Annotated in this window: 16 protein-coding genes, 2 tRNA genes and 1 pseudogene; 13 read left to right on the top strand and 6 right to left on the bottom strand. The window is 65.5% G+C overall.

Features of this window, described 5'->3' with window-relative positions; genetic code table 11:
• Positions 1–4: 4 nt before the first annotated feature.
• Positions 5–490, top strand: coding sequence for a cold-shock protein (locus tag ABLE92_RS07945; protein WP_348804221.1), 486 nt, complete (start codon positions 5–7; stop codon positions 488–490).
• Positions 483–1,790: a deoxyguanosinetriphosphate triphosphohydrolase gene (locus tag ABLE92_RS07940; RefSeq protein WP_348804220.1), complete on the top strand. Its 1,308-nt coding sequence runs from the start codon at positions 483–485 to the stop codon at positions 1,788–1,790. The genes ABLE92_RS07945 and ABLE92_RS07940 overlap by 8 nt, the downstream gene beginning before the upstream one ends.
• 24 nt (positions 1,791–1,814) lie before the next feature.
• Here ABLE92_RS07940 and ABLE92_RS07935 read toward each other — a convergent pair whose 3' ends face one another.
• Positions 1,815–4,091, bottom strand: coding sequence for a glycoside hydrolase family 3 C-terminal domain-containing protein (locus ABLE92_RS07935; RefSeq protein ID WP_348804219.1), 2,277 nt, complete (start codon positions 4,089–4,091; stop codon positions 1,815–1,817).
• Positions 4,092–4,231: 140 nt separating this feature from the next.
• On the opposite strand from ABLE92_RS07935, the gene dnaG reads away from it, so the two are divergent.
• On the top strand, positions 4,232–6,151 hold the full coding sequence (dnaG, locus tag ABLE92_RS07930) for a DNA primase (RefSeq protein ID WP_348804218.1): 1,920 nt from the start codon (positions 4,232–4,234) through the stop codon (positions 6,149–6,151).
• Between the two features lie 48 nt (positions 6,152–6,199).
• On the opposite strand, the gene ABLE92_RS07925 is transcribed toward dnaG, so the two are convergent.
• The 4 genes from ABLE92_RS07925 to ABLE92_RS07910 form a co-directional block, all read right to left on the bottom strand.
• Positions 6,200–6,364: a hypothetical protein gene (locus ABLE92_RS07925; protein ID WP_348804217.1), complete on the bottom strand. Its 165-nt coding sequence runs from the start codon at positions 6,362–6,364 to the stop codon at positions 6,200–6,202.
• A gap of 121 nt (positions 6,365–6,485) precedes the next feature.
• Complete coding sequence (locus ABLE92_RS07920; protein ID WP_348804216.1) at positions 6,486–7,067, bottom strand: ATPase; 582 nt, start codon at positions 7,065–7,067, stop codon at positions 6,486–6,488.
• Positions 7,064–7,444, bottom strand: coding sequence for a TA system antitoxin ParD family protein (locus tag ABLE92_RS07915; RefSeq protein ID WP_348804215.1), 381 nt, complete (start codon positions 7,442–7,444; stop codon positions 7,064–7,066). Before ABLE92_RS07915 ends, ABLE92_RS07920 begins: the two co-directional genes overlap by 4 nt.
• Before the next feature lie 377 nt (positions 7,445–7,821).
• Positions 7,822–7,895 (bottom strand) — tRNA-Ile (locus ABLE92_RS07910).
• Positions 7,896–8,195: 300 nt separating this feature from the next.
• On the opposite strand from ABLE92_RS07910, the gene ABLE92_RS07905 reads away from it, so the two are divergent.
• The 9 genes and pseudogenes from ABLE92_RS07905 (at position 8,196) to ABLE92_RS07865 (ending at position 18,313) form a co-directional block, all read left to right on the top strand.
• Positions 8,196–8,849 (top strand): MspA family porin, encoded by a 654-nt coding sequence (locus tag ABLE92_RS07905; protein WP_348804214.1) that lies wholly within the window; start codon positions 8,196–8,198, stop codon positions 8,847–8,849.
• A gap of 82 nt (positions 8,850–8,931) precedes the next feature.
• On the top strand, positions 8,932–11,772 hold the full coding sequence (locus tag ABLE92_RS07900; RefSeq protein ID WP_348804213.1) for a PQQ-binding-like beta-propeller repeat protein: 2,841 nt from the start codon (positions 8,932–8,934) through the stop codon (positions 11,770–11,772).
• 3 nt (positions 11,773–11,775) lie between these two features.
• The gene (locus ABLE92_RS07895) at positions 11,776–12,129 is read left to right on the top strand and encodes an Imm8 family immunity protein (protein ID WP_348804212.1); all 354 of its coding nucleotides are present in this window, start codon (positions 11,776–11,778) and stop codon (positions 12,127–12,129) included.
• A gap of 803 nt (positions 12,130–12,932) precedes the next feature.
• A pseudogene (locus ABLE92_RS07890) lies at positions 12,933–13,204 on the top strand (ISL3 family transposase); the annotation flags it as partial.
• Between the two features lie 206 nt (positions 13,205–13,410).
• The gene (locus tag ABLE92_RS07885) at positions 13,411–14,109 is read left to right on the top strand and encodes a GntR family transcriptional regulator (RefSeq protein WP_348804210.1); all 699 of its coding nucleotides are present in this window, start codon (positions 13,411–13,413) and stop codon (positions 14,107–14,109) included.
• Positions 14,110–14,206: 97 nt separating this feature from the next.
• On the top strand, positions 14,207–15,634 hold the full coding sequence (locus tag ABLE92_RS07880; protein WP_348804209.1) for an allophanate hydrolase: 1,428 nt from the start codon (positions 14,207–14,209) through the stop codon (positions 15,632–15,634).
• 54 nt (positions 15,635–15,688) lie between these two features.
• Positions 15,689–16,384: a cysteine hydrolase family protein gene (locus ABLE92_RS07875; protein ID WP_348804208.1), complete on the top strand. Its 696-nt coding sequence runs from the start codon at positions 15,689–15,691 to the stop codon at positions 16,382–16,384.
• A gap of 102 nt (positions 16,385–16,486) precedes the next feature.
• Positions 16,487–18,079, top strand: a complete 1,593-nt coding sequence (locus tag ABLE92_RS07870) for a regulator (protein WP_348804207.1) — start codon at positions 16,487–16,489, stop codon at positions 18,077–18,079.
• Positions 18,080–18,240: 161 nt separating this feature from the next.
• Positions 18,241–18,313, top strand: a tRNA-Asn gene (locus ABLE92_RS07865).
• Positions 18,314–18,486: 173 nt separating this feature from the next.
• Here ABLE92_RS07865 and ABLE92_RS07860 read toward each other — a convergent pair.
• Positions 18,487–18,972 (bottom strand): hypothetical protein, encoded by a 486-nt coding sequence (locus tag ABLE92_RS07860; protein ID WP_348804206.1) that lies wholly within the window; start codon positions 18,970–18,972, stop codon positions 18,487–18,489.
• A 606-nt stretch (positions 18,973–19,578) separates the two neighbouring features.
• Here ABLE92_RS07860 and ABLE92_RS07855 point away from each other — a divergent pair.
• Positions 19,579–19,953 (top strand): hypothetical protein, encoded by a 375-nt coding sequence (locus tag ABLE92_RS07855; protein ID WP_348804205.1) that lies wholly within the window; start codon positions 19,579–19,581, stop codon positions 19,951–19,953.
• Positions 19,954–20,197 lie beyond the last annotated feature (244 nt).

Below are 20,197 nucleotides of genomic sequence, written 5' to 3'. Positions count from 1 at the left end.
AGTCGTGGCAGTCAGTGGCAAGGTCGTTCATTACGACGCGAATCGGGGATTCGGATTCCTGGCACCGGAATCCGGTGGGGCCGATGTGTTCTTGCACATCAACGACATCGACATCGACGAGAACGAGTTGAAGCCGGGCGCCAAGGTGTCCTTCGACGTGGAGGAGACCGACCGCGGCGCGAAGGCGATCAACGTCGCCGTCACCGAGGCCGCACCGGCCGACGACGCGCCCGCCGGTGGGCGCCCGCACCGTCGCGACGATCACCACGGTGGACGTTCACACAATGATCGCCACGGCGGTGACCGGCACGGCAACGAACGTCCGCGCCGTCCTCGCGCCGGTAGCGGCTCCCTCGACGCGGCGGCATTCACCGAGGAGCTCACCGAACTGCTGCTCGACTCCGCCGACGACCTGACCGCAGCGCAGATCGTCGCCATCCGTCGTCGCATCACCGATTTCGCCGTCGGCCGGGGCTGGGTGCTTGACTAGTACCCCCATCGCGGGGCGGTCCGGTATTCCGCCCACCGCGTTCTACGGCGATGAGGCCACCGAACGGATGGTGCCCGAGGGTGCCAAGGTGGCGAGTCTTCCGGGAACGCGGACCGATCACCGCAGTGAGTACGCGCGCGACCGTGCGCGCGTACTGCATTCGGCCGCGCTTCGTCGGCTCGCCGACAAGACCCAGGTGGTCGGGCCGCGTGAGGGTGATACGCCGCGAACCCGGCTGACGCATTCGCTGGAGGTCGGCCAGATCGGCCGCGGCGTGGGTATCGGGTTGGGATGTGAACCCGATCTGGTGGAGCTCGCCGGGCTGGCCCACGACATCGGGCACCCGCCGTACGGTCACAACGGGGAACGTGCGCTCAACGACTTCGCCTCCGACATCGGCGGATTCGAGGGCAACGCGCAGAATCTGCGCATCCTGACCCGGCTCGAACCGAAGCTCCTCGACGATCAGGGTCGTAGCGCCGGACTGAACCTGACCCGCGCATCGCTCGACGCGACGCTGAAGTATCCGTGGACGCGGCGGCCACCGAAGGTGAAGTTCGGTGCCTACGCCGACGACGCCGCCGCGCTGGACTGGATCCGACGTGGCGCACCCGGGGACCGCAAGTGCATCGAGGCGCAGGTGATGGACTGGGCCGACGACGTCGCCTATTCCGTGCACGACCTCGAGGACGGTGTGATCGCCAACCGCATCGATCTGCGGACCCTGGCCGACCCGGATGATCAGCGCACCCTCGCCGAGATCGGCGTGAAGGAGTTTCCCGAACTCGAACCCGAGCCGTTGATCGATGCGGCCCAACGCCTTTCCCGGATGGACATCGTGGCGGCGGTGGGCGTGTTCGACGGCAGCCTGGATGCCTCGGTGAAACTCAAACGTCTCACCAGTGAGCTCATCGGCCGGTTCGCCTCGGCCGCGATCACCGGCACCCGCGAGGTCGTCGGGGGTCGCTCGATCTCGCGTTACGACGCCGATCTGGCGGTGCCGCCGCTGATCGCCGCCGAGGTCGCGATCCTGAAAACCCTTGCGCTACGGTTCATCTTCTCCAACGCGCGGCACAAGGCGCATCAGGCGCGGCAGCGGGAACGCATTCACCGGGTGGGGGAGTGGCTGACCGCCGCGGCCCCCGGCGGCCTCGACCCGGTGTTCGTGCCGAGTTGGGAGCAGGCCGCCGACGACGTGGCCCGCAAGCGGGTCATCGTCGATCAGATCGCGTCGATGACCGAAGGCCGTCTGGAACGGATGGACAAGCAGAACTCCGGGGCGCAAGCGCACCTCGGGTAGCCGCCCGGTTGGTCGGTACGCCGCTCAGTGAGCCGCGTTGGCCCGATCGAGGATGTCGCGCAACACCTCTGGTGGCAGCAGGCCGGCCGAGAAGTCGACGATGCGACCCACCGGCACCGACCCCATGATCGTCACCAGGTCCATGCCCTCACCGGAATCTGCGCCGTCGAACATGGCGCCGACGATCGGTGCCATGCCCTCGGCGGCCACCGGGTCGGCGAGGACCTCGGCCACACTGGATTCCATGGTCAGTGGGATGCGGGGTTGATCGCCGACGATGTCCACCATGGCGGTCACCCGGATGTCGCGGCTCGACGCACCCACCGAGATATCGTAGGCACCGGATTCCACCACGAATCGGTGGGCGCGAATATCCCAGTACGCCAGTTCATCCGGCTCCACGACGATGGTCGCGTCGCCGCTCTGGCCGGGGTCGAGGACGATGTCGGCGAATCCCCGCAGCTCTCGGATCGGTCGGCTCACCGCCGATCCGGGCACACCGATGTAGAGCTGCACGACCTCGCGGCCGCGCCTGCGACCGGTGTTGGTGACGGTCACCCTGGCCTCGATCGTCGCCTCCGCGTCGACCGACACGCGCAGGTCGGCGTAGTCAAAACTGGTGTAGGACAACCCGTGTCCGAAGGGGAAGGCGACGTCCAGGTCGCGGGCGTCGTACCAGCGGTATCCGATGAACAGTCCTTCGCCGTAGTGGACGTGCCCGGACTCGCCGGGGAAGTTCAGGAAGTCGGCGGTGTCCTCGATCCGCATCGGAATGGTTTCGGCGAGTCGCCCCGAGGGATTCACCTCGCCGAACACGACGTCGGCGACAGCGGAACCGACCGCCTGCCCGAGCAGTGCGCCGTCGAGAATGGCCGGCGCCTCCAGCGGGGCCACCGCCAGCACACCGCCGTGGGCGAGCACGATCACCGTGCGAGGATTGGCGGCCGTCACCGCGGCGGCGAGGGCGATCTGATCGGCGGGCAGGTCGATGTCGGTGCGGTCGAAACCCTCCGACTCCTGACGGTCGGCGAGACCGAGGAACAGCAGCACCGTATCGACCGACCGTGCCAGCGTCACCGCCTCCTCGGAGAGACCGGGATCGCCGGTGCCGTCGAGTCGATACCCCTCGGCGAACGGCACGTCCCCGTCGGCGCGGTGACCGATCTCGTCGAGGGGCATATCGACGCGGGTGGCGTTGACATGCGACGAGCCGCCACCCTGATACCGGGGCTGCGACGCCAGGGCGCCGATGACGCCGATGCGTTCGGAGGTCGACAGTGGCAGCAGGGCATCGTCGTTGCGCAGCAACACGATCGACGCGGCGGCGGCCTCCCGGGCGAGAGCATGATGGGCATCGAGGTCGACGGGGGCGGTCGGGGCATCCGTGGCTGTCGACCCAGTGGCTGTCGACCCAGTGGCTGTCGACCCAGTGGCTGTCGACGCGGTGGCCCTGCCGACCAACGCGACCACGCGATGCGCGGCGGCACGCAGCGCGTCGGCGTCCAGGGTGCCGTCGGCGACGGCCGCGGCGACCCGCTCGTCGGACTGTGGCCCGGGGAACGGCATGGTCAGATCGAGGCCGGCGGCGATCGAACGCACACGGTCGACCACCGCACCCCAGTCGCTGACCACTGCACCGTCGAAACCCCAACTCTCGCGCAGGATCTCGGTCAGCAGTTCACGGTTGTGGGTGGCGTGCACGCCGTTGATGCGGTTGTAGGAACACATCACCGTCCACGGTTGCTCGTCGATGACGATCTGGCGAAACGCCCGCAGATACAGTTCGTGCAGGGACCGTTCGTCGACGTCGGCGCTGATCCGCATCCGATCGGTTTCCTGATTGTTGACCGCGAAGTGCTTCAGCGATGCCCCGATCCCGCGACTCTGCAGCCCGTGCACCCAGGAGCCGCCGAGCGCGGCGGTCAGGTGGGGATCCTCGGAGTAGTACTCGAAGTTGCGTCCACCGCGGGGTGAGCGTTTCAGGTTGATGCCGGGTCCGAGCACGACGCTGACGCCCTGCGCGCGGGCCTCGTCGGCGATGGCCGCACCGACCCGCCGCGCCAGCGACCGATCCCACGACTGCGCCAACCCGGCCGCGGGCGGGAAACACGTCGCCGGTTCGCTGCCGGAGACCCCGAGGTTGTCGGTGGCCCCGGACTGTCGACGCAGACCGTGCGGGCCGTCGGTCATCAGGATCGACGGCAACGAACCCTCGGGCTTGGTCGTCCAGAAGTCGTGTCCGCTGGTCAGGCGGGCCTGCGCGTCGACGGGCGGGTCATCGGTCGGTGACGGCGATGTCATGGTGCTCCTTGTCGATCGGCGACCAGGATGGTCGGTCGCTCCGCATCCGACGGTAGCCCCGATCCCGGGTCGCCCCGTCCCATTCGGGCGCTGTGCACACCGCGCCGACGCTCGCGACGGCGGTCACTACACTGGTCAAAGTGGCAGGCCGAATCCCCGATCGCGACATCACGGCAATCCGTGAGCAGACCCGCATCGAGGACGTCATCGGCGAGTACGTGGCGTTGCGGCAAGCCGGTCCGGATCGACTCAAGGGACTGTGTCCCTTCCACGACGAGAAGACCCCGTCGTTTCATGTCCGCCCGCATCACGGGCACTTTCACTGCTTCGGATGCGGTGAGGGTGGCGACGTCTACAGCTTCCTTCAGAAACAGGAGCATATCGGCTTCGTCGAGGCCGTCGAGCAACTCGCCGACCGGCTCGGATACCAGATCCACTATGAGGGTGGCGGCACCAGCGTCCAACGTGATCGGGGGACGCGGGCCCGGCTGGCCGCGGCCAATGCCGCGGCGCACGCGTACTACGTCGAGCAGCTGAAATCACCCGAGGCGCAGACGGCGCGTGACTACCTGACCGACCGTAATTTCGATGCGGCCGCGGCGGCCCAGTTCGGGTGCGGTTACGCCCCCGGCGGGTGGGACACGATGACCAAGCACCTGCTGTCGCAGGGATTCGAGTTCTCCGAGCTGGAGGCGGCCGGGTTGTCGAAGCAGGGGCGTAAGGGGCCCATCGACCGGTTCCATCGACGCCTGCTGTGGCCGATCCGCAATCTCGGTGGCGACATCATCGGATTCGGGGCTCGCAAACTCTTCGACGACGACAACCTCGGCAAGTACATGAACACGCCGGAAACCATGCTGTACAAGAAGTCTCAGGTGCTCTTCGGCCTGGACCTGGCGAAGAAGAACATCGCCAAGGGACATCAGGTGGTGATCGTCGAGGGCTACACCGACGTCATGGCGATGCATCTGTCCGGTGTCACCACCGCGGTGGCGTCCTGCGGGACGGCCTTCGGCGAGGACCACCTGGCGCTGGTGCGGCGACTGATGATGGACGACACGTACTTCCGCGGCGAGGTCATCTACACCTTCGACGGCGACGACGCCGGAAAGGCCGCGGCACTCAAGGCATTCGAGGGTGAGCAGTCGATCGCCGGCCAGACCTTCGTGGCCATCGCACCCGACGGGATGGACCCGTGCGAACTGCGTCAAGAACGCGGTGATGCCGCCGTCCGCGATCTCATCGCCCGCCGGGTACCGATGTTCGAGTTCGCCATCAAAACACTGATCGCGGCCTACGACCTCGACACCGCCGAAGGTCGCGTACACGCGCTGCGTGAGGCGGTACCCGTCGTCGCACGCATCAAAGACGTTGCGCTGCGCGACGAATACGCTCGTCAGCTGGCCGGCTGGGTGGGCTGGGAAGAAGTGCCGCAAGTCCTCGCACGGGTCCGCGAGGAGGGGGCCCGGCATGCCAGAGCCAGCGGCCGGACGCCGCCCACGGGCATCCGGTCGAATCGCCGTGAGCGACCCGAGGCCGCCAAGGCGCCCGGAGCGGGTAAACCGCGCGCCGACGACCCGCGACTGTGGCCGCAGCGCGAGGCGCTCAAGGCGGCGTTGCAGTATCCGGCGATCGCCGGCACCGTCTTCGATTCGCTGCCCGGCGAATGCTTCACCGATCCCGCGTATGCGCGCATGCGTCAGGTGATGGCCGACCTCGGCGGCACGTCGTCGGGCATGGGCGGCGCCCAATGGGTGGACGCGGTCAACCACGAGGTCGACGATCCGGTGCTCTCGCCGTTGGTCACCGAACTCGCGGTCGAGCCGATGCCGGTGGTGGAGGAGAACATTCCGCGCTACATCAACAGCGTGCTGGCCCGACTGCAGGAAGTGTGGGTCGGCGCGCAGATCGCCGACATCAAATCGCGGCTACGTCGCATGGCGCCCAGTGAGGATCCCGACGCCTACAACGCGGTCTTCGGGGATCTCGTGGCACTCGAGGCCTACCGCCGCAGTCTGTTGGAGCAGGCCGTCGACCCGGGTGCCGCCGACGCCGGCTGAGGGTGATCGCCGGGTCCGTCCGTGCCCGGCAGTCTCGGGTACCGCCCCTCAGGCGGCGTCGTCGAGACGACTACCCGGGCGCAGCTCCGGGGGATACAGCGGACGGTGCGGATCGTCGGCGTTGTAGGTGCATCCGCCGGCGTAGGTGTGGATGGTGCCGCAGTGATCGGGGATCGGCGCGGGCCGTCCCCAGATGTGATCGATACCCCGCATGATCGCCCCCTGACCGCCTGTCGGCGCTGCTCCTTCTCGATTGCCAGAAAGTATGGGGCGTGACCTGTCCGAATGGGCAGTGAGCGCAGCGATTCACTCGGTGTGACCGGTGTGGGGTATATCACTCGGTAGACGACGGGGGTGGTAGGAGAGCATGTGGCGTCCACTCGGGCCAGGCCTGCGCGCCCACCGGGGTGCCGTCGACGAAGCGCGCCACGATGCGAGGTCGCGACATGCTGTTGTCGTAGATCGTGGCCTGGTCGGCGCGGCCGACGGCCTCGGCCGCCAGCGGCCAGACACGGGCGTAGCGAGCGCGGATCTTGTCCTTCGGGACGGTGTGCCCGCCGCTGGTCACGCGCAGTCGAACGCGCTGGACGGCAAGTTCCTCGGGAACCATGACGACGTGCAGTATCACGCGGAATCCGTGGTCCTGGGCGGCGTCGATGAGGTCGAGTTTCGACGGGTGGGAGAACACGGTCTCGGCGATGAATGATCGCCGCAGCCCGATGAGTGTCGTGCGGGTGCGGGCGGCCACCTGGGCTGCCTCGTAGGAGTGTTCGGCGGGTGCGGTGGGCCAGCGCAGGCGTGCGATCTCGTCGGCATTGACGAACGGCGTGTGCAGCAGCGGCATCAGGTGTTGTTGCGCCAGAGTCGATTTGCCCGCGCCGTTACACCCGATGACCAGATCGAGGCGAGGACTCACTCCAGGATGACCGTCGACCCGTCCGGCCGGTACTCGACCATCCGGCCGAGCTCATCGAGTGCCACCGACGAAAATCCTTGTGCGGCACGATCTGTCACCATGTCGGTGCGGGCGAGTCGTTCTTCGAGATGCGCGTCGATCTCGGCGTCGAAGACGACCGACTCCTCCGGGGTGAGTTCGGTGATCGGGAGGGTGCCGGCCAAGGCTGCCTCGACCCGCCGTCGCGCGGCGCTGGTGCGCAGCGACACGCCACGACCGACGCGGGCCCAGTGTTCGAGTTGCTGACGCGCCGAGCGGTGTTCGCGCGCTCCCTCGGTGCCCGCCTCCTCGACCAGGGCGGCCGAAAAACGGGTGACCTTGTCTGCTGTATCGGCCATCACGGGCTCCCGCCGTCGGTGTTGCATTCTGCTACACCACCACTGTAGCAGAATGCAACGGGGGAGCGGCGGTCAGAAGTGTGACGGTTGCGCGATCGGCGACGGCACACGAGCCCGCACCCGATGCGGTCATCGGGTGCGGGCTCGTATGGCGTCGTCAGTCCTTGTTGCCCGGGATTCCTATTGCGAACCCGATCCCGATGATCACACACGACACGAGTGCCACTGCCGGCATCACCCACATTGCATTCATGGCCGGGACGCTACGCCCGGATATGCGGCGACGGGACGGATTCGGCGAGGTCGGGACTCTTGGATGAGAGATTGGGGTCTTTGGTCTCGCCGGTGACGGCGATCGCCGGATTGGCCAGTGTGGGTGGGGCGGGCGGGGCTCGAACCCGCGACCTACGGATTATGAGTCCGCGGCTCTAACCGACTGAGCTACCGCCCCGTGGGGCGTGAAACATGCCCGGGCAGCGAGATTACCGCACCGTGCATACCGCTCGGCGGGTGCGTGCGCCGGCGTGGCCACTGACGCGTTCGGTAGGAGTGTCTCCGCGGTCCCGGTTCTTGGGAATTTCTTCCCGGTCTGGAGATTCCGCCAACTGACCGACTCGTACAGCTGAAATTAATGATAGCGAAGTCGTGAGTGCTGTTGACGAATCGCGTGAGCCGTGCTGGCGAAGTATTGATCATCGCGCATTGCAGATGCATGATGATGCACTCGTATGTGCGGAGGGGAGTTGTTGTGGTGAGCGCTGGCAGTTGGGTATGGGGTCGATCGGGGTTGGCAGGCGGGTCTGCTGCGCTCGCGGCGGCAGTGGCGGTGATGGCGGCAGGCGTGGCGGGTGCTGCACCGAGTTCGTTTGCCGATCAACAGACCACGAAACGCACGGATGATGGCTGGGTCGTCTCGGCGATCAAGTCACACGAGCAGGTGCGTTCGGTGCCGCCTCTCAATCAATCACCTTGGACGAGAGAAGGTTTCCTGAGTCTGAAGGGTGAGGGTGTCATCGTCGGGTCGGGGTCAGTGCCAGTGCAGGCGGGGACTGTGGCAGTGGGTTTCCAGATCGGGTGCAACGCGGATGTCACCTCGGGTGCCACTGTGGGGATCTCGGGTGGGCCGTCGGCGCAAATGAACATCTCGTATCCGCCGGCGGTGGTGCTCGGGGCGACGGTCACTCCCAATATCTCCACCACGTTGCGGCCGGGCACGATCGCCGATATTCCGTTCGGTGGCAAGAGGATGCAGACCGGGGCCGCTGGTATCACCGTCGACGGGGTGCATGTGAAGGTCGATGGCTGTCTGGGACCGGTCGCCCTGCGCGCCTATGTGACTGTCAGCTTGTCAACAGCGTTGAACGACAACACGATCAATGTGTACGGCCAGCCCCACTACCTGTGACCTGTCGTCGCTGTCATCCGCCTCGGCGTGCGTGGCCGTGCGGTGCGTGAATCCCGACGTTCATCCTCGCTTTCCTCGTTCTGTGAATCTTCTCCATGAAGGGCTGTGGTCCGTTATGACTGCTCCTGCTTCGTCCGTTCCGGGTGGCGCGCATCGCCTCAATGCCGACGCGACCACTGAACTCCCTGTGACACCGATCGCTGGTGACCGCTCCCCCGATGGCGCTGCTGCGCCGGACGATCCATCGAATGACGGCGGAGTGCCGGTACTCAAGGTGGTGCTGTTCTTCGTCGGCTGCGTGCTGCTGGTGCTGGCGGCAGCAAACCTGTCCAATCTTGGTGGGTGGTCGGATCGGTGGGGTGTGATCCCGGTGTTCCTCGTGTTCTTTCTGGTGATGTCAATCGCCGGACGCTGGTTCTGGGCGGGTGCGGACGCGATCCTCGGTGCACTTGATGTGGGGCAAGAACAAATGAGGCCCAGCACCCAGCGACACGCAGATCATACCCAAGGGCTCGTGACGGTGAAGTCTCGTCGGGGCCGTCACCGGCTTCCCCGCCGCCGTCTCGGCGCCGGGCTGTTAGCGGCTGCGGTGTTGGCGATCGGCGGCGGGGTCACGGTGGCTGCGCTCGCGAGTGATCCTGCTCCGGCGCGTGCGGATGCGTTGTGTGATCAGATGCGCGCTCAGTACGGCTCGAATTGGCCGTGCATTTCGGTTCCTACGAATACATTCCAGCCGACCACAAACACCCCGGCACCGACAATCGGTGCGAACGGCGCTGGATCGGGTGGCCCGCAGGTCGGCTCCAATATTGGGCCCGGCCCGGTCGAAGGGAACGGCACACCGATCGTGACCGTGCCCGGACAGGGCACCCCACAACCACCAGCAGGTGGTGGCAGCGGCGGCTCCGCGCCGATCAACCCGAATGCTGGCGGCGTCCGGCCGACAGCACAGCGACCGGTACCGCCGGGTGACATCACCGGGCAGATTCCGGTGGTGCCTTCTACCGCTGCTCCTGCGGTGACGACGGTACCGGGTGCAGTGTCGGCGAACCCTGAACCAGGTACCCCGCCCCATGCTCTGGATTCCGGCTCGAAGCAGCCGGAGATCCCGCTGGCGGCGTGGGTCGTGGCGGGTGCGGCGGCGTTCGCCGCGGCGAATCCGCGGGTGCGTCGTGCGACGGTAGGTGGCCGATCCACCGGTGGGCTGCGGAGTTGGTCGTTGTTGCGGCGTGGCGGGTCGGAACGGGCGACGGTGGGTCCGTCGCAGTTGGTGCTGATCAACGATCCAACCAGCCCAAAGAGTTATGAGTTCCATGAAGATGTCCCACCGGGCGGGCATATCGGGGTGAATCCGGATGGGTCAGCGACCGTCTACGACGCAACCGGAAAACCGGTGCGTCAGATCGCGAAGCCATGGGCGTTTGATGCTGCCGGGCGGCCACAGAAGACGTGGTACACCGTCGACGAGAACGGTGACCTGGTCCAGCACGTCGAACCCGCACCGAACGCGCTGTATCCGATTATTGCTGATCCGACCGAAGGTAGTCCTGCTGCGGCACGCCAGGCGGATGAGGAGTCAATGGCGGCTTACAACCAGGAGTTTGGAACGGCCGCCTCGTCTGCATCCCCGACGGCAAGTCCTACTTCCGGGTCCGCGACGCCAACTGCGCCGAGTGCTGCAGCGACGACTGGTTCGGTACCGCAGGCGACACCCACCCCAGGTACGCCGGTAGTTCCCACTCCGTCTCCGTCGCCCACCGTCGACTCTCCGGCTGGTTCTCCATCAGGTCAGGTGCCGACTGTGGTGCCGTCGACCACGCCGGCAGGACCAGAGGAGCCGACCGGCGCTGGCGGCGGTGGGTCTGATGAGGACTCAGGGCTTCGGTCTCTGCTCGTCCCGTGGGGCGAGCCGGAAGAAGTCGCGCCACGCGGTCCCACCCAAGGCTTGCAGCCGGCGCCGGGTCAGGAGCGCTCATACGGCGACTGGGTTCAGAACAACCTTGGTGGACAGAATCTCGACGGCGTCAACGTGCAAGCCGGGTCAGACGGCGGACCTCAATACGTGTGGACACAGAACAACCCGGATGGCTCGAGCACAGAACACACCGCCACCTCTGCTCACCCGGGACCCGACGGTCAGCTGGTTTACCAGGACGGAGACGGGCAAGCCGTCAGCGCATCTGGTAGACCCGCCTTCGTCGACGGCAACGGCAACGGATGGGTGCAGAGTGGCTATGACCCGACCACCGGCGAGACGTTCTGGAATGGATCACAAGACGGTAAGGATGTCACGATCGCGACCGGCGAACTTGCTGACGGTCGAACCTACATCCGTCAAAACGGGAACTACTACGTCTACGACCACAACGGGAACCTCGTTAGCGAGTCGCATCTTGATCCTGGGCAGGCGCTTGAGCGGCCCCTCGGCTACGACGTCGCCACTGCAGCGGTCGGAATCTGGCCTACGATGCCCCCGGGACTCAAAGCCGCGGTTCTTGACGGGCTACAAGACCTTGCGTCGAATGAGACACCAGGCCAGGTGAAGCCCGGGGGATCTGGATTTGGCCAAACAGCAGGCTCGCTACCAGCTCAAACCCAGCCCACGGCTGATTGGCCCGAACTGTCTGGATTGTTGCGGGATGCGGCGAACGGTAAGGGCAACTTTGGAATCGGAAACGGTTCGTATACGCCCGAGCAGGCGTCGGCGCTGGGGCAAGCTTGGGTCGGCCCGGGAGCTAGACTATCTAGTGGCGGCAAAGCATGGGTTAGCGCGGACGGGCTTCGCCAGTGGAGGCCGCCGTCATATAAGCCGAATCTCGGAAAGAGGCAGTCCAACTACGAGTGGCGCGGACCTAAAGCACCGGACGGAAGTATGAGCTCGCAGTGGCAGGGAAATGCGCATCTCGATGTGGACGGAGAATGACGAGTGAAAGCTGAGATAAAGAGTTGGTATAGTGCGGACGTTGACGTCGCTACTTATCAGTCGCAAGACCCCGGTAATGATGCCGTTTCGGTGCGGATTCTCTGCGGCCCCCTCGGTCAACCTGGTGAGGAGTCTTTCGATATCCTGGTGTGCACTCCCGACTCGCTGAAGCCGGAGCTTGAGGCTGGCGTTCCGCGGCTTGGCCGACACACTCTCTTGCAAGGGAGGCTGGATCTCCCGGCTGCGTACAAGTTCATTGACGAATATGTCAGCAGTGTCGAGGGGAAAGACTGGACTGAAGTGGCCGAGAAGCTTGCCCGTCTAGGAAAGTGGGAATTCGAAGATTACCGCCCGTAGCCAGCACTCGGGATGTTCAGCCCGAGGGGTTATCCGCGATCTGCTGACTCTGTCGATACCTTCAGTCCAGGTACTCAATCATCTCGGGCGACACGAGCTGCCGATCGCCATCGGGGAAGTCCACTGCCACCAGATCGCCCAGGCCGCCAACAACCCAGCCCCATTGTTCGGTGTCGACCACGCGTACTCTGTGCCCAGGCGCGAAGTGCGATCCACTGGTAGCAGGAACCCCTGTGACGCACGTTCGATACGACGCTGCTCAGGCATGATGGTTCCTCCATCGTCGGTGTAGCCGCTACAGCATGTCATGAAGCGGAGTATGCCTGCTGGGTCACTGGGGCTTCCCTGATTAGCCATTTCCGCTATTGAATCGCTCGCTTATCGATATATAATAGAATTATATGAATGATGATCAATTATCCCAGCTCGATACGCAGATGAAGCAAATGTTCAAGTATATGCAAACAGGATTTACGCGTGTCGATCAGCGATTCGATGCGACGGATAAGGGATCTCCTGACGTTCTTGTGGGTGGAATCTTGGCCAGGGCGGTTCCGGGCAGGCGCCACCGCGGGTGGCACTTGTGACGTAGTTGTGGGTGGGCTCGGCGTGGTGTGAGGGCGTAATGCTGTTGTCCCGCTTAGGTTTTGGTTTGCAACAACCAAACCGGCTCTTCCGGATTCAGAGTGCGTTTGGGGATTCCTCGAGGTTGTCGCGGTTGTCGCGCGGGAGGAGACCGCCGCTGCTGGGGGTGAGGCTGGTGGTCGAGGCGCGCGGGTGTGCGCGCGACCGGTCTCGGTGTGCGTAGTGCGGGTCGCTTTACCCGCGCGTTTGATGACATCAAAGGGTGGTTGGCCGCGCACTGTCCGATCTCGGCGGTCGCCGAGTTCACTCGGGTGGCCTGGCGGACGGTGTCGATGTTCGCGGCGCGGGTAGCCGATGGGCATTTCGCGGGCGTGGATGGCCTGGATGAGCCCGTCAACATCAGTATCGATGACATCGTCTACCGCAAGGATCACCGCTATCTGATCTGACGGTCGTGATCAATCACGACACCGGCCTGATCGTGTGGGCTCAACAGTGCTGCTTAGCTTTAGTAGCATGGCCAAGGAAGAAGCAACGCTCCGACGCAAAGGTGTCTCCTGGACCGAAGGATGCTGGTGCCCTGGTAACTCAGGGTCGGGCCATGTGCCAGGCTGAACCGTCAGTCCTATCTCGACGGGAGTTTTGCGGGAGACCGTTGGTGACTCGACGGCGTAGACACAGGGAGCGGTTTCGACGATGGCGGGGCACGACGGGGCAGGGAGGACGCGCGGGCTTCCGGAGAGCCTCGTCGACGTCGCCGCCCGCCGTATCCGCGACGCGATTCTGTCCGGCGAACTCCAACCCGGTGAGAAGGTCGTCGAGGAGAACCTGTGCGCCGATCTCGGGTTCAGTCGTGCGCCGGTTCGTGAGGCGCTTCGTCTTCTCGCGCAGCAGGGACTGGTCGAACACCTACCGCGGCGGGGCGTGCGGGTGGCGGAATGGTCGCCGCGTGACATCCTGCAGCTGTTCGAACTTCGGGCGCTGCTCGAGCGGTTCGCGATCGAGTCGGCGTTGCCGTTGCGCGACCCCGACACCCAGCTCGCCGCCGTCCGAGGGGCCTACGAACAGTTGCGGCGGGCGTCGGACGACCTGGAACGCGACGACGCGCACCGCCGGTTCCACGCGGCGGTGGTGGCGCTGGCCGACAATCGGCAACTCGACATCGCCCTGGCGCCGATCCTGCTGAAACTCCAACTGCCGATGGCGGTCAATCTCCGGTCCGAGGCCGACGACCACGGGTCCGACGACGGACTGCGCCGGCATCGGACGATCCTCGAGGCGCTGGAATCCAACGATCCCGACGCCGTGGTCGCGGCGATGCACGATCACGGACACCTGCGGTATCTGGATCTGGTGGCGGCAACCGACGACGACGATGCCAACGTGTCTGCCTGAGGGCTTCCAGATCACCGCGTGACGCGGCGGACAGTCGCTAACACAAACGACACATAACCGTTCCTCAGGCGCCATGATTCTGTCGACAATCGACGTTATGGGATTTTCATCGACGGGTCAGGATCCCCAACCGGGACCATCCGTGGCCGAGATCATCGACAGTCACATCAGTGGAAGCGGATCGCCGACGCGAACGGTGAGTCGGGTGGCCGACGCCATCGAGGCACGCGGCGACGATGGGGTGTGGCTCTCCACCGTTCCCCGCGATCAATTACTCGCGGCGGCAGCAGAATTGGAGTCTCGTCCGGGGGCTCGTGGGCTGCCCCTGTACGGCGTGCCGTTCGGGGTCAAGGACAGCATCGACGTGGCGGGGGTGCCGACCACGTTGTCGTGCCCGGATTTCGCCTACGTCGCCGAGAAGACCGCGCCCGCGGTGCAACGCCTCCTCGACGCCGGAGCGCTCTACGTCGGCAAGACCAACCTCGATCAATTCGCGACCGGCCTCAACGGAACTCGCACCCCGTACACCATTCCCCGCAGCGTCTATGGGAACGAAATGATCTCCGGTGGTTCGAGTTCCGGCTCCGCGCTGGCGGTGGCGCTGGGGCAGGTGCCGTTCGCGGTGGCCACCGACACCGCCGGATCGGGCCGGGTGCCCGCCGCCCTCAACGGCGTCGTCGGGTACAAACCGTCGCGCGGTCTCATCAGTGCGGTCGGACTGGTGCCGGCATGTAAGTCGTTGGACTGCATCACCCTGATGGCCGGGTGCGTGGACGATGTCGATCGTGTGATGGCGGTGCTGGCCGCCGTCGACGACGCCGATCCCTGGTCGCGGCCGGCCGGTCCGGCCTGGGGCGGGGATCGGCTACGGGTCGGATTGCCCCCGGTCGACGAACTGGAGTTCTTCGGCGACGAGCAGATGTGCGAGGCGCACCTGACGTTCCGGAACAGGTTGTCGCACATGGAGATGCCGACCCCCATCGACGTCGTCGACGTCTCCTTGGAGCCGTTTCTCGCGGCGGGGGAGTTACTCTACGCCGGACCGTGGGTGGCCGAACGGCTGGTGGTGTTCGGGGAGTTCCTGGCCGAACATCCCGACTCCATCCATCCGGTCGTCCGCGACATCCTGCGCAGCGGACTCGACTACAGCGCCGTCGACGCCTTCGCCGCGATGCAACGGCTGCAAGACCTCAAAGGTGTTGCCGCGCAGGTATGGCGGGGGATCGACGTGCTCGTGGTCCCGACCATCGGCCGCACCTTCACCGTCGAGGAAGTGCTCGCCGAGCCGATCGCAGCGAATACCGCACTCGGCCATTACACCCATTTCGGCAACCTCCTGGATCTGATGGGAGTGGCGGTGCCACAAGGTCATACCGCCGACGGCCGGCCGCACAGCGCGATGCTCCTCGGCAACGCGCTCACCGACGATGCCGCCCTGGGTCTGGCGGCGGCGCTACTCGACGAGCCCCGGCCGCACGCGGCCGCCGGCGCCGACACCGCGGCCGCTGCGCCCATCCCGTCCTGACCGTCGACCCGCCGCCAACTCCCGATCGTCGTACCCACCCCCGAGAGGATTCTCATGGTGTCCATCACCGCACAACCCGCCCCCATCGATCTCGATCTCGACCACACCGCGCTGGTGATCATCGACATGCAACGAGACTTCCTGTTGCCCGGGGGATTTGGCGAAACCCTGGGTAACGACGTCGGTCAACTTCAGAAGGTGGTGCCGCCCCTGATGGAGTTGCTGGCGGCCGCCCGGGCGGCCGGCATGGTCATCGTCCACACCCGGGAGGGCCACCTACCCGATCTGTCGGATTGTCCACCGGCCAAACTCCACCGCGGTGCGCCGAGCAAACGCATCGGTGATCCCGGCGCGTTCGGACGCATCCTCATTCGCGGGGAGTACGGCCACGACATCATCGACGAACTCGCCCCGATGGAGGGGGAGTACGTCGTCGACAAACCCGGTAAAGGCGCGTTCTATGCCACCGATTTCGGAAAGATCTTGTCCGACAACGGGATCACGCAACTACTGGTGACCGGGGTGACCACCGAGGTGTGCGTACACACCACCACCCGCGAGGCCAACGACCGCGGATACGAGTGCGTCGTGGTCGCCGATTGCGTCGGTTCGTATTTCCCCGAGTTCCAGCGCGTCGGCCTGGACATGATCGCCGCACAGGGCGGCATCTTCGGCTGGACCGCCGCGAGCGCCGACATCATCGCCGCCCTCACCGGCAGCGAGCGCCCCGGCATCGTCGCCGCCTCCTGACCCGACAACCCTCTTCACCATCCCCGACACCCTCCGACGATCCGTACCCAACCCTCGCCACACCTGTCTCGCCACATCTGTTCTGCCGAAAGGATTTCCGTCATGAGTGCCACCGCCGAAACCGCGCCGCCAGCACCGCAGACGCCCGCGCCCACCACCGTTCCGTGGTGGACCCGGGGCGACACCAACGCCTTCTTCGGGCTCGGATTCAACATCCTCGTCAACGTCCTCACGCTGACCGGGTTGATGATCGCCGTCGTCAAGATCCCCGCCGCCGACGTCCTGGGGACGGTCCTGCCGGCTCTCGGTGTGGCGCTGGTGCTGGGCAACGTGTATTACACGTTCCTGGCGCGGCGACTGGCACAACGCGAGGGGCGTACCGATGTGACGGCGCTGCCGTACGGGCCGAGCGTCCCGCACATGTTCATCGTCGTCTTCGTGGTGATGTTGCCGGTCTATCTGAAGACCGATGACGCGATGCAGGCGTGGCAGGCCGGTGTGGCGTGGGCGTTCATGATCGGTGTCATCGTGATGATCGGCGCCTTCATCGGGCCCTACGTCCGCAAGCTCACACCGCGTGCGGCGATGCTGGGCACCCTGGCCGGTATCTCCATCACGTTCATCGCCATGCGGCCGGCCGGGCAGATGTGGGATGCGGCATGGATCGGCCTGCCGGTGCTGGCGATCATCCTCATCGGCTTCTTCACCGACGTGAAGCTGCCGGGCAACATCCCCGTAGGCCTGGCCGCCCTGCTGGTGGGTACCGCGATCGGCTGGATCGGTGGGTTCATGTCGGTGCCCGATCTGTCGCAGGCGGTGTCCGACATCGCGGTCGGTATCCCGGATCAGCGCTTCGACATGCTCTTCTCCGGTCTCGGCGATCTCGCGCCGCTGCTCGGTACCGCGATCCCGCTGGGCGTCTACAACTTCACCGAGGCGATGAGCAACGTCGAGAGCGCCGCGGCGGCCGGTGACAACTACAACCTCCGCAGCGTCCTGCTCGCCGACGGTGCCGGTGCCTGCATCGGTGCGGCCTTCGGGTCGCCGTTCCCGCCCGCGGTGTACATCGGCCACCCCGGATGGAAGGACGCCGGCGGACGATCAAGCTACTCGCTGGCCAGTGGCGTCGCGGTTGGCGTGCTGTGTTTCGCCGGGCTGTTCGGTGTCCTCGAGGCACTACTGCCGGTGCCCGCGATCGTGCCGATCCTGCTCTACATCGGCCTGCTGATCGGTGCACAGGCCTTCCAGGCGGTGCCGCGCCTGCATGCGGTGGCCGTCGTCGCCGCGATCCTGCCCAACCTCGCCCAATGGGGGTCGGGTCTGATCGACAATGCGCTGGCGGCGGCCAACACCACCGCCGCCGACGTCGGGGGTGAGGCCCTGACCAACGCCGGTCTTGTCTACAGCGGCCTGACCACCCTGGGTCAGGGGGCCGTGCTGGTCGGACTGGTGCTCGGCGCGATTGTCACGTTCATCCTGGACAAGAAGTTCCACTTCGCGGCGATCGCGTGCGCCGTCGGAGCGGTGCTGTCGTTCATCGGATTGATCCACGCGCCGGAGGTGGCGTGGGCGGCGAACCCGGAAGTGGCTCTGGGCTACCTGTTCTTCGGCATCGTCTGCTTCGGGTACTGGTTCCTGCCCAACGCCCGCACACCGGTCACCGTGGACGAGGCCGACGTCGTGGCCGGTCACTGACCGACGCGGGGAACGGTTTCGGCGGCGCCGGCACTCATGGGGGGTGCCGACGCCGTCGAGGTCGTGAGCAGGCGTTTTGTCGTTTGCTCGCCCGATACGCTAGAGTCAGCGTTCGGTTCTGAAGGACTCCGCGAGGGGCCCGGACGGACCGAAACGAGCAATCCCCCATAGCTCAATTGGCAGAGCATTCGACTGTTAATCGAACGGTTACTGGTTCGAGTCCAGTTGGGGGAGCAAGTAAACCGCCTGGTCCCGGGCGGTTTTTTGCTTTCACGGGCCGGCTCCGTGCAACTAGCGTGCCAGATGCACGCCGAACTCCCACCTGCACGCAATGCATTCCGCGCAGATGGGAGTTCAGCCTGCGGGGTTCACCGACGGCGTGTCGGATGGTTCACCGGGACGGGTCATCAGAGGGCCACCGGCTCTGTGCACGAGCGGTGCTGCTGCTCGTAGGCGATTCGGCCATGCCTAGCGAACTCGACGCCGTTGTCGTCCTTCTCGAGTCCCAGTGCAGGTGAGTATGGCTCGGGAGTCATCCCGAGGCAGAAGACCACATCCTCGGGGCGCGAGGGGAGGGTGGGGTAGCCGCGGAAGCCGCCACCGAACGGGTGGTAGGCCGCCAAGGAACGCGACACCCGGATGGTTCGCGTGTCGGAGGCACCGGGGCCGACCCGCAGTACACCCACGCTCGGCGGTGTCGCCATCTCCTCGACCTCGTCGGGCCAGTCGAAGAACCGTTGTGCGATTTCGACGTTGCGGCCGGCCGCGACAACATAAGCCTCACCCTCCGGACTTACACCCTTGTGCGACACCAGCGTTGGGATCAGCAGTTCCAGGCTGCTGCCATTGACCACTCGCCAGGTGATGGCGATGTCCGCATCGGTGATTGCCACGTCGGCATCAAAGGCCACCCCGGCCGGGAGCGTGGCGCCACCGCCCAGAGGGCCGGAGGTTGGTTGTCCGAGAACAGCACTGGCGACGACCAGGAGCGTGCAGAGGACACCCGCCGTGCACACACGCACGCGTAGGCGCACGCGACCGCCCAACCCGAATCCGGCCGAACGTGACGTGATACGGCTCACGACATGGTGCCCCTTCCCCCGCACCGCGACCCGGTGTCGGTCACTTCGATCTGGCGGTCGACGTCGCTGTGCTCTGGCGTGTTCGGATTGCGATCTCGTCGACGACAATGCCCGTCGTCTGTTCGTGGACGTGGCCATCCCCTGCAGGTGGTAGCCAACCTCGCTGGACGGTCGTCATCAACAGAAATCATTCGGGGCGAGTACGGGATGTGGTCAGGACAGAATGGGTACTCGTGCGGGTCGGATTGGGAGCAGGTGCGCCGCCCGGACGCTCGGTGATTTCGGATGGCATCCGAAGGAATGACGGCGATGACGCGTCTGCCCGGCCACCACGGCACGCGTTGATAGCGTTCTCGGACATGCAGCTGACTCCCTCGATTGCCGCTGCGCTCGATCCCACGAGGAAGGGAAGCTCGAGTGGCTGACACCGAACGCCCCGCAGACGGTCTCGATCTCATCGGGCGATTCTGCGCCTATCTCTACGATTCGGCCGTGCTGCCGGTGGTGAACAGCGCACGGTTTCGGCAGATGACGGCCGAGCACCGGGCGATCGTGCTGGACGCCACGATGCAGACGGCGATCAGCGTGGTGCATGACATGGTGGCGAAATTTCAGGAGAACGAGATCCGCGAACTGCCGGTCCGGATGGTCCTCGACCGCGGCGACGGCACGATGTGGACTCGGATCGACGAACTCTCCGACGACGATCTGAAAGGTGAGTTGTTCACCGGCGCAGGCTGGCTCGCGAGATTCGCGCAGGCCCCACTCCCGGACGGATATCGAGATGACTGAGGTAGGTCCGATCACGGTGCGCAGACCCGGTTCACCATCGGCCGGAACAATGGGTGTTGTCTGAGCTCGGGAGTGTGATGAAATGGCGCCCCGCGTTTCGTGCCGTAGGCAATGGACTAACGGGAAGTCGTGGTTGCTGGTATTCACATTCTAGAATACAGCCCAGTTTGGCGCCGTGGCGTCGATCCAGATCTCGATATTCTCTGAATGTCAGTCTGCAACAAGGCTTTGACGAGAACCGTCA

The sequence above is a fragment of the Gordonia oleivorans genome, assembly GCF_040044975.1.
Classification (GTDB): Bacteria; Actinomycetota; Actinomycetes; order Mycobacteriales; family Mycobacteriaceae; genus Gordonia; species Gordonia oleivorans.
The sequence above is the reverse complement of the archived record's forward strand: the minus strand, read 5'-3'. Positions and strand labels throughout refer to the sequence as shown.